Source organism: Arcanobacterium sp. (ex Cirak et al. 2026) (assembly GCF_053585065.1).
Genome location: NZ_JBQJCE010000011.1, coordinates 54,556 through 62,851 on the forward strand (window position 1 = coordinate 54,556; position 8,296 = coordinate 62,851).

Annotated in this window: 10 protein-coding genes; 6 read left to right on the forward strand and 4 right to left on the reverse strand. The window is 56.8% G+C overall.

What is annotated here, in order from left to right; translation table 11 throughout:
* Positions 1–46 precede the first annotated feature (46 nt).
* Positions 47–868: an exodeoxyribonuclease III gene (locus tag ACTOVJ_RS06735; RefSeq protein ID WP_449504313.1), complete on the reverse strand. Its 822-nt coding sequence runs from the start codon at positions 866–868 to the stop codon at positions 47–49.
* 59 nt (positions 869–927) lie between these two features.
* Between ACTOVJ_RS06735 and ACTOVJ_RS06740 the strand changes: the two genes are divergently transcribed.
* Genes ACTOVJ_RS06740 through ACTOVJ_RS06750 form a run of 3 tightly spaced genes read left to right on the forward strand, consistent with a single transcriptional unit; the run spans position 928 to position 3,007 of the window.
* Positions 928–1,695, forward strand: coding sequence for an SDR family NAD(P)-dependent oxidoreductase (locus ACTOVJ_RS06740; protein WP_449501812.1), 768 nt, complete (start codon positions 928–930; stop codon positions 1,693–1,695).
* Between the two features lie 44 nt (positions 1,696–1,739).
* Positions 1,740–2,261: a type I phosphoribosyltransferase gene (locus ACTOVJ_RS06745; RefSeq protein WP_449504312.1), complete on the forward strand. Its 522-nt coding sequence runs from the start codon at positions 1,740–1,742 to the stop codon at positions 2,259–2,261.
* Positions 2,258–3,007, forward strand: a complete 750-nt coding sequence (locus ACTOVJ_RS06750) for a TrmH family RNA methyltransferase (protein WP_449503476.1) — start codon at positions 2,258–2,260, stop codon at positions 3,005–3,007. The genes ACTOVJ_RS06745 and ACTOVJ_RS06750 overlap by 4 nt, the downstream gene beginning before the upstream one ends.
* Here ACTOVJ_RS06750 and ACTOVJ_RS06755 read toward each other — a convergent pair.
* Entirely contained in the window at positions 2,996–3,829 is an 834-nt protein-coding gene (locus ACTOVJ_RS06755; RefSeq protein ID WP_449503477.1) for a Sir2 family NAD-dependent protein deacetylase, read from the reverse strand. The two genes, ACTOVJ_RS06750 and ACTOVJ_RS06755, sit on opposite strands and share 12 nt — an antisense overlap.
* A gap of 121 nt (positions 3,830–3,950) precedes the next feature.
* Between ACTOVJ_RS06755 and fbaA the strand changes: the two genes are divergently transcribed.
* A complete protein-coding gene (gene fbaA / locus ACTOVJ_RS06760; RefSeq protein ID WP_449501865.1) occupies positions 3,951–4,991 on the forward strand; it encodes a class II fructose-bisphosphate aldolase in 1,041 nt (346 codons plus the stop codon).
* 116 nt (positions 4,992–5,107) lie between these two features.
* Here fbaA and ACTOVJ_RS06765 read toward each other — a convergent pair whose 3' ends face one another.
* Entirely contained in the window at positions 5,108–6,052 is a 945-nt protein-coding gene (locus ACTOVJ_RS06765; protein ID WP_449504659.1) for a hypothetical protein, read from the reverse strand.
* A gap of 139 nt (positions 6,053–6,191) precedes the next feature.
* A complete protein-coding gene (locus ACTOVJ_RS06770; RefSeq protein WP_449504309.1) occupies positions 6,192–6,413 on the reverse strand; it encodes a hypothetical protein in 222 nt (73 codons plus the stop codon).
* A gap of 74 nt (positions 6,414–6,487) precedes the next feature.
* On the opposite strand from ACTOVJ_RS06770, the gene gdhA reads away from it, so the two are divergent.
* A complete protein-coding gene (gene gdhA, locus ACTOVJ_RS06775; RefSeq protein WP_449504308.1) occupies positions 6,488–7,825 on the forward strand; it encodes an NADP-specific glutamate dehydrogenase in 1,338 nt (445 codons plus the stop codon).
* Entirely contained in the window at positions 7,825–8,184 is a 360-nt protein-coding gene (locus ACTOVJ_RS06780) for a sterol carrier family protein (RefSeq protein ID WP_449501805.1), read from the forward strand. Before gdhA ends, ACTOVJ_RS06780 begins: the two co-directional genes overlap by 1 nt.
* Positions 8,185–8,296: the final 112 nt, after the last annotated feature.

Here is an 8,296-nt window from a genome sequence, read left to right on the forward strand (position 1 = left end):
TCTGTTTAACCCGCAGTCTCGGTCGAATAGTCAGGCGATGCCTAACCTATTCAAACTCCACGATCACCGGTACATGATCTGAGGCGCCTTTTCCTTTGCGTTCGTCGCGGTCGATTTCTCCTGCTATTGCACGCGCAGCAAGTGCTGGTGAACCATAAAGGAAGTCGATCCTCATGCCCTCGTTCTTGGGGAATCGCAGACGCTGGTAATCCCAATACGTGTAGTTTGTGGCGAAGCCACGGCTCATCTCTGTCAGTCCTACCTGCTCAAACGCGAAGAATGCCTCGCGCTCGGCTGACGTGAGGTAGAGCCCGTCGTCCATGGCGGCCGGGTCCCACACGTCGGCGTCGGTGGGGATGACGTTCCAATCGCCGACGATCGTGAATTGTGCGTCGGCGTTGTCTTCGAGCCAGCTGCGGGCGGTGTCTTTCAGTGCGCTTAAAAAGTCGAGCTTATAGCGGTAGTGGGGGTCGTGAATCGCGCGTCCGTTTGGTATGTAGACGCTCCACACGTCCACCCCATTGATATGTGCTCCGATCGCGCGTGCTTCGAGTGGCCCGTCCAAATACCCTACGTTTTCGCGTTCGGTTCCGGCCACTTCGCCTTTTGTGAAGCCTGGCTGGCCAGGGAAGGACGTGCGAACGTCATCGAGCGGAAGTCGCGAAATCAGTGCGACACCATTCCATTGATTGAGGCCGTGAGCTGCCACATGGTAGCCGGCGTCCTCAAAAGCGGCCAGAGGAAACTGCTCCGGCTTGCACTTAATCTCCTGGAGTGCCAAGATATCGAGCTCATGACGTTCGAGCAGGGCCAAAGCCCGCTCCCAGCGGGTGCGGATCGAGTTGATATTCCACGTTGCGATCTTCATACCCACAACCCTACCCGTCGCGTTCAGTACACACCCATATCCGCGGTACCCTATTTTCTATGGGACAAGCATTGATTACGGGCGCAAGCGTCGGCCTCGGCGCTGAGTTCGCATGGCAACTAGCGGCCGAACACACTGACCTCGTGCTCGTGGCTCGCAATGCGCAGCGGCTCGACACCCTTGCCATGCGTATTCACAACACACTCGGTGTGGAAGTGGAAGTTCTGCCGGCTGATCTTTCCCGTGCCGACGACGTTGCCCGGGTAGCGAACCGTTTGCGCGATCAGGAACGCCCAATCGGGCTGCTCGTAAACAATGCCGGATTTGGGCTGGGCCAGGACTTCGTTGGGGGGTCTGTCGAACGTGAACTCGAAGGTCTCGATGTGATGGTTCGCGCGCCACTTGTCCTCTCCCATGCAGCAGCACAGGTGATGGCACAACGCGGAGCCGGAGCAATCATTAATGTCTCGTCGCTCACCTCGCTGACAGCTCAAGGCACATACTCCGCGCATAAAGCCTGGTTGCGCACGTTCACCGAATCGCTCGCTGCGGAACTCTCCGGGTGCGCAGTCCACGTCAGTGCCGTGACACCCGGCCTGATCCGTACTGAATTTCATGAGCGTTCAGGCGTAGACGCCTCGCAGTGGCCGGATTTTGTCTTTGCTGACCCATCCGACGTCGTCGCCAGCGCACTCCATGCTGCCCGCGTCGGCCGCGTCATCACCACGCCGACGCCGCTGTATAAAGTGGCAGCCGCTCTCCTGCGAGCAGCGCCGCGTTCGCTTGTCCGTAAGTTTGCCGGTCCGGGGCTATCTGGTCGCCAGTGATGGCGCCGCGCTTCTCGACATCCATTGACACGAAAGGGTAGCTGATGTTCACCAACGATCCGCTCAAAGCGGCGATGATCTCTGCGATGTCACCGCTGAACAAAGCCTGCGAGATTGTTCCCCGTATTCTTTTCGACGCCGAACGTGGTCCCCTCGCCGGACACGTTCTTCTTGACCTCCTCGAAGAAAACGGTGCTGGCCCTGAAGAAGCTCAGGTGATCGCTGGTATCGGTGACAGCGCTGGTCTGCTTGCCATGCATGTCCAGGCGGCTGCAGGTTCGCGCGGGCTCGGATATCACGTGGCACTCGCACGCGAGGCGTCGCAGGAGTTAATCGGTGCTGAACGACTCGCAGGTGCCGACGTTGTCGTGATCGATACCGGCGCTACCAGCGCCGATCAGATCAGCGAGCTTGTTCAACGACTGCGTAGCGCAGGCGCAAACCCCCTCGCTGTCGCCGTCCTCGGTTGGCCTGGTTACGTCCGCCCTGCCGACGCTGACATCACGGGCGAACTTCCGCTTTACGTTGCGATTGAAAAAGACACATTTGCGAAGGAGTCAGCATGAGTGCCGATTCGACAACACAGTCCAACCAGTCATCACTCTCTGAGGAGCTGAACCCTGCATCGGAGGCGTCAGGTGGAACCGAACACGAACCCTTGCGCTTTGACTTCAACAAAGAAGTCCTTGTCGGTGTCGGGCCGTGGCAGGGCGAGTTTCCAGACGATCCGCGCTATGATCGCGAACTTTTGGAAAATGGCGACCGACGTAATGTGATTGATAAATATCGCTACTGGAGTGTGGAAGCGATCAAAGCTGATCTCGACACCACTCGAACCTCACTGCACATTGCGATCGAAAACCTTGCCCATGATCTCAACATCGGCTCGATTGTTCGCACGGGAAACGCGTTCAATGTGGCCGGTGTGCATATCGTTGGCAAGAAACGGTGGAACCGACGCGGCGCGTTAGTGACTGATCGCTACATGAACGTGATGAACCATCCCGATGCCGCATCTTTGGAGCAGTGGGCTCGCGAGGAAGGTTATACGGTGGTGGCGGTGGACAATACGGACGGATCCACCCCTTTGCAGACCACGGCGCTTCCTGAAAAATGCGTGCTGGTTTTTGGTCAAGAATCCACTGGCCTTTCGCCCGAGCTTCAAGGTCTCGCCCAAATGAAAGTGTATATTGAGCAGTTCGGTTCCACCCGTTCAATGAATGTGGCAGCCGCGGCGGCTGTGGTCCAGTACGAGTGGATGCGTCAGCACTGGTTGCCATGCGTGGTGGGAAGCGGCGCGTTAGAGTCCTAAAATCTCCGCTGCGCGAGTGAGAACTTCGCTCGCACCTGCCTCGATGCGTAGATCGGCGAACTGATCTCCAGCCGTTGCGCCGCGATTGATGATTGCTACCGGGCTTCCATGCGCCCACCCTTGGCGCATGACCCACATTCCTGTGGACACCACCAACGAGGTGCCAACCACCAGGACTGCGTCAGCGTCGGTGGCTGCCCGCATGGCACCGTCCATCGCTTCCCCCGGTAAACTTTCGCCAAAGAACACAACAGAGGGTTTGACGATACCCGCGCAGTTGGGACACGGAGCGACACGGAAAGTTGACGCATCGGCGTCGGCGCGCCGTGCGGGAGCGAGGATCACGGGCAGTTCGTCGGTTTGTGGCCAGTGAGGATTGAGGGCGACGAGGAGCTCATCATATTCCTCGCGTGTGAAGCGCGTTTCGCAGTCGATACAGTCGACAGTGGCGAACGAGCCGTGGAGTTCCCACACATGGTGTTGTCCGGACTTTTTATCCAAACCATCGACGTTTTGTGTGGCGTTTGCGGTCACGAGGCCTGCGCGTTCAAACGCGGCGATTGCTCGGTGGGCTCCGGTAGGTTGCAGTGTGCGCATGTGACGCCAGGTCTCGTGGTTGCGTTGCCAGACCCACGCTCGCCACGCCGGATCGGACATAAACATGTCAAAGTCGATTGAGGGCTCGGAAGTGGTGCCCGTTCCACGGTAGTCGGGCAGGCCAGCGTCGGTAGATGTGCCGGCGCCCGAGACGACGATCGTGCGCTTTCCGTCAAGAAAATCAGCGAGAGCTTGCGCGCTTTCTTCAACAGTATCGATGACCATGTTCGCTCCTTGGGTAACGGCTCCAATACAGCACTATTTTAGGACGCTGTGGGATCTAGGACTTTGAGGTGTAGGCGCGAGGAGCAAAGCGTGGAATAATAAGAGGCGTCAGAAATAGTCGATAAAGGAGCTCACTGAAGTGGCTATCGCAACCCCTGAGGTTTACAACGAAATGCTTGACCGCGCTAAGGCCGGCAAGTTTGCATACCCTGCTATTAACGTGACGTCTTCGCAGACCCTGAGCGCAGCTATCAAGGGCTTCGCCGATGCGGAGTCGGACGGCATCATCCAGGTGTCGGTTGGCGGTGCTGAGTACTGGTCTGGCTCCACGGTGAAGGATCGCGTTGCTGGTTCGCTCGCCATGGTTGCTTACGCACGCGAGATCGCCAAGAACTACGATGTGAACATTGCGCTTCACACCGATCACTGCGCTAAGCAGAACATCGATTCCTGGCTCCGCCCGATCCTCGAACTCGAAGCTGAGGAAGTCAAGGCTGGCCGTCTTCCCTTCTTCCAGTCCCACATGTGGGACGGTTCGGCAGTGCCGCTTGAGGAGAACCTTGAGATCGCTAAGGAGCTGCTTGCCATGGCCAAGGCTGCGAACACCGTTCTCGAGATTGAGATCGGCGCTGTTGGTGGCGAAGAAGATGGCGTTGTAGGTGAAATCAACGAGAAGCTCTACACCACCGCTGAGGATGCTCTCAAGACCATCGAAGCGCTTGGCATGGGCGAGAACGGCCGCTACATTACCGCTCTGACCTTCGGAAACGTGCATGGTGCTTACAAGCCCGGCCACGTCAAGCTCCGTCCTGAGCTTCTGGGTGACATCCAGGCTGAGGTTGGTGCAAAGGTTGGCAAGGAATCGCCATTCGATCTCGTAATGCACGGTGGCTCCGGCTCCACCGCTGAGGAGATTGCCACCGCAGTGCGCAACGGCGTTATCAAGATGAACGTTGACACTGACACTCAGTACGCCTTCACCCGCCCAGTTGTGGACTGGATGATGACAAACTACGAAGGTGTCCTCAAGATCGACGGCGAAGTGGGCAACAAGAAGAAGTATGATCCGCGCGCATGGGGTAAGGCTGCCGAAGCTGGCATGGCTGCCCGCGTTGTTGAAGCGTGCGAGCGCCTCGGCTCCACCGGCACCAAGATGAAGTGAGCTAACTCAGCGAACACATTCATAAAGGTGTGGGCGACAGTTTCAAACTGTCGCCCACACCTTTATTTACTGACTATTTCAGCGAAGGAACGCTGGGTGTTCAGCGGAGGAACGGTTCATCGTTCATCGTTTCCTTGGCCGTCATCCATCACAGTCCCTGGTTTCTCCCCATGATCAACTTCAGGAGCCTGAGGGGTTGAGATTTCGGTCTGTGTAGCGTCCGCAATCTCGCCCGGGATGGGCGCGGAGGCATTTTGGGTGGGCATGACAGGGGTCGCTGGAGCCGGAGCGACACCAGTGGGACCGGTCGGCTGTGCCTGAGGAACAGGAGGAACGGATGAGGTCGGCGCAGGTGCACCGTTCATCAGTGTATCGGGCCCCTGGTATGCTTCAGTGCCGACGTTATTCTTCTTGTGCTTCTTTGCAGCCAGCATCAGCCAAGTCGCAATTGCGATGATCAGCGCAGCGCCGACAGCAATCGCAATCCATAGGCCGATGTGTGATGCCATCGAAGCGGTCTTGTAACCTTCAACCTTGAATCCCTTAGCGAGGGCATCGACGCCCTCGATGGTGGCTGTGTTACCCGAAACCTTCACATCACCTTCGGTCTTGACAATCTCACCGGGCATCTCGATGCTCAGCTTGATGTTCAGCGGGAAGGGGAGGTTCTTCATCTGCTTCAGATCACTCTGTTTCAGACCGGCAAGGCTTGAACCGTCGAGAATGTAGGAGGTATCGGTTTCTTTAAAGCCTTCGCCCTTGAATGACGCTGAAATCGGGCCTTTGGCCGAGAGCTTGCAGTGAAGATTGCCACCGTTGCTGAGGTCTTCAACTTTGGTCTCTTGATCTTTTGCTTGTGTCTTCAGCTGCTCTTTGAAAGCGTCGCATTTGACTCGATCGCCAGCAAGCTTAGTGAGCGCGCCGTCGGTGTCATTGATATCCATGACGACTTCAGCAGTGCGATCTTCGTTCAGTTTGATGGACATGGTTGTGTCACATGCGCCAAACAAAAGCGCTGCAGGGAGCGCGATCGCGGCGGCCTTCAACCATTTGGAAGCCATGAGAATCCTTTCGTTCGGCTTTCCTGGACGTGCCGGGTCATGATGCCGCGACAACTGATGTCAGTCTACCGGAGTGGCGACGTGAAGCACTGATAATCGGGCTAAAGGCGCCTATAGTCAGGGAAAGGCTGAGTAGTCTTTACAGTGTTGCAATCATTGTTGAAGGAGTTTTGTGATTCTTCACCAGACACAGCCTCGATGTGAGCGGGTTGAGCGTCGTCATTTGCGTGGGGAAGAGAGCATCGCTCGTCGGTTCGCGAGAATGATGAGGCACTGCTGTCCACGATTGGTCTGGCCGTCCCGTCGTGACTGGGCGGCGACGACGGACTTGGACATGACTGATCGCGATTAATCGTCCCACCATGTGGTTTTTTCGGCGTATTAGCTAGTGATGATTTAGGCTGAACGTCGGAAACCGTTTAAGAAGGAGGACGAGTGGACATTCGTGAAAAGATCATCGAAGGCATCGAGCGCAGAAATGGCTCGCAGCCGGAGTTTGTGCAGGCTGTGGGCGAGGTAGTCGATTCGCTGGGTGGCTTGCTTGTGAAGAACCCCGAATATGCTCAGGCAGCTGTGCTTGAGCGGATGGTCGAACCCGAACGTCAACTGATGTTCCGTGTTGCCTGGACCGACGACGCTGGGCAAGTGCAGGTGAATCGAGGCTACCGCGTCGAATTCAATTCCTCGCTCGGCCCGTACAAAGGTGGTTTGCGCTTCCACCCATCAGTCAATCTCTCAGTGATCAAGTTCCTCGGATTTGAGCAGATCTTCAAGAACGCTCTCACCGGACAAATGATCGGTGGTGGTAAAGGCGGTTCTGACTTCGATCCGCATGGAAAATCCGATGCCGAAGTGATGCGTTTCTGCCAGGCGTTCATGACTGAGCTGTACCGACACATTGGTGCTCTCACTGACATTCCTGCTGGTGATATCGGTGTAGGTGGACGCGAAATTGGTTACCTTTACGGCCAGTACAAGCGCATTACAAACCGTTTCGAAGCCGGTGTGCTCACGGGTAAGGGACTCGATTGGGGCGGCTCGTTGGCTCGCACTGAGGCTACCGGCTATGGTCTGGTGATCTTTGCGCGTGAGATGCTTGCTACCGCAGGTGACTCTCTGGAGGGGAAAACTGTTGCGATTTCAGGCTCGGGTAATGTGGCGATCTATGCTGCAGAGAAACTTGAGGCTCTTGGCGCTAAAGCCGTGACAGCTTCGGATTCAACAGGTAGCGTTTACGATCCGGAAGGGATCGACGTTGCACTCCTCAAGCAGATCAAGGAAGTTGAGCGCGGACGTATCTCAGAGTATGCCAACCGACGCAAGAGCGCTGTTTATCGTGAAGGTGCGCGCGTGTGGGATGCCGCTGAGGTTGATCTTGCCCTGCCATGTGCTACGCAAAATGAACTTCATGCATCCGATATGGCCACATTGATTAAAGGTGGTGTGAAGCTCATCGCGGAAGGGGCCAACATGCCGCTGACCAATGCGGCGATCGATGCGGCAAAGGCTGCTGGCGTGTTGTATGCGCCAGGCAAAGCGTCTAACGCAGGCGGCGTGGCGACGTCGGCGCTTGAGATGGCACAGAACGCAGGTTTTGCTCAGTGGTCGTTTGAGCAGGTCGAAGCCAAGCTTGATGACATTATGTGCAATATTCACACGTCGGCGCTCGAAGCTGCAGATGCTGTTGATGCGCCTGGTGATTACCAGGTGGGTGCGAATGTGGCTGGCTTTACGAAGGTTGCGGACGCGATGCTTGCACAGGGAATCATGTGATGAAACGACGAATTTCTTCGCAGGAGGGGATGGAAGCAATTCGAGCTTATGCGCATGGGGGAGAGGTATCGCGTCCGACGCTGATCACTGCTGTGCGTTTCGCGCTTGAAGAATTCGCTGAGCGTCATCCAGGTCATGCGGTGGAAATCCGTGTGCCCTGGATCGGGGCTGTCCAAGCAATCGAAGGAGTCAATCACCGACGCGGTACCCCACCGAATGTTGTGGAAATGGATGGCCAAACATGGCTCGATCTTGTGATGGGGCGCGAAGTTGATAGGCGAACCATCTCATACTCAGGTACGCGTGCTGATCTCACGCCGTATATGCCACTTTTTGGCTCAGGACAGTTGGGGCTGTGAGGCTCGCGGCTCATTGCCATGAAGAATAGTGGTGGTGCCACGATAAACGTAAGTGGAGGGGGGGGGGCGGGGAGGGGGGGCCGCCCCACCCGGAGCGTGACCCGGGGGTTTA

What these genes read in the sequence shown, in the direction of transcription:
- ACTOVJ_RS06735 (WP_449504313.1), bottom strand. Translation starts at nt 868, where the DNA reads ATGAAGATCGCAACGTGGAATATCAACTCGATCCGCACCCGCTGGGAG.
- ACTOVJ_RS06740 (WP_449501812.1), top strand. Translation starts at nt 928, where the DNA reads ATGGGACAAGCATTGATTACGGGCGCAAGCGTCGGCCTCGGCGCTGAG.
- ACTOVJ_RS06745 (WP_449504312.1), top strand. Translation starts at nt 1,740, where the DNA reads ATGTTCACCAACGATCCGCTCAAAGCGGCGATGATCTCTGCGATGTCA.
- ACTOVJ_RS06750 (WP_449503476.1), top strand. Translation starts at nt 2,258, where the DNA reads ATGAGTGCCGATTCGACAACACAGTCCAACCAGTCATCACTCTCTGAG.
- ACTOVJ_RS06755 (WP_449503477.1), bottom strand. Translation starts at nt 3,829, where the DNA reads ATGGTCATCGATACTGTTGAAGAAAGCGCGCAAGCTCTCGCTGATTTT.
- ACTOVJ_RS06765 (WP_449504659.1), bottom strand. Translation starts at nt 6,052, where the DNA reads ATGGCTTCCAAATGGTTGAAGGCCGCCGCGATCGCGCTCCCTGCAGCG.
- ACTOVJ_RS06780 (WP_449501805.1), top strand. Translation starts at nt 7,825, where the DNA reads ATGAAACGACGAATTTCTTCGCAGGAGGGGATGGAAGCAATTCGAGCT.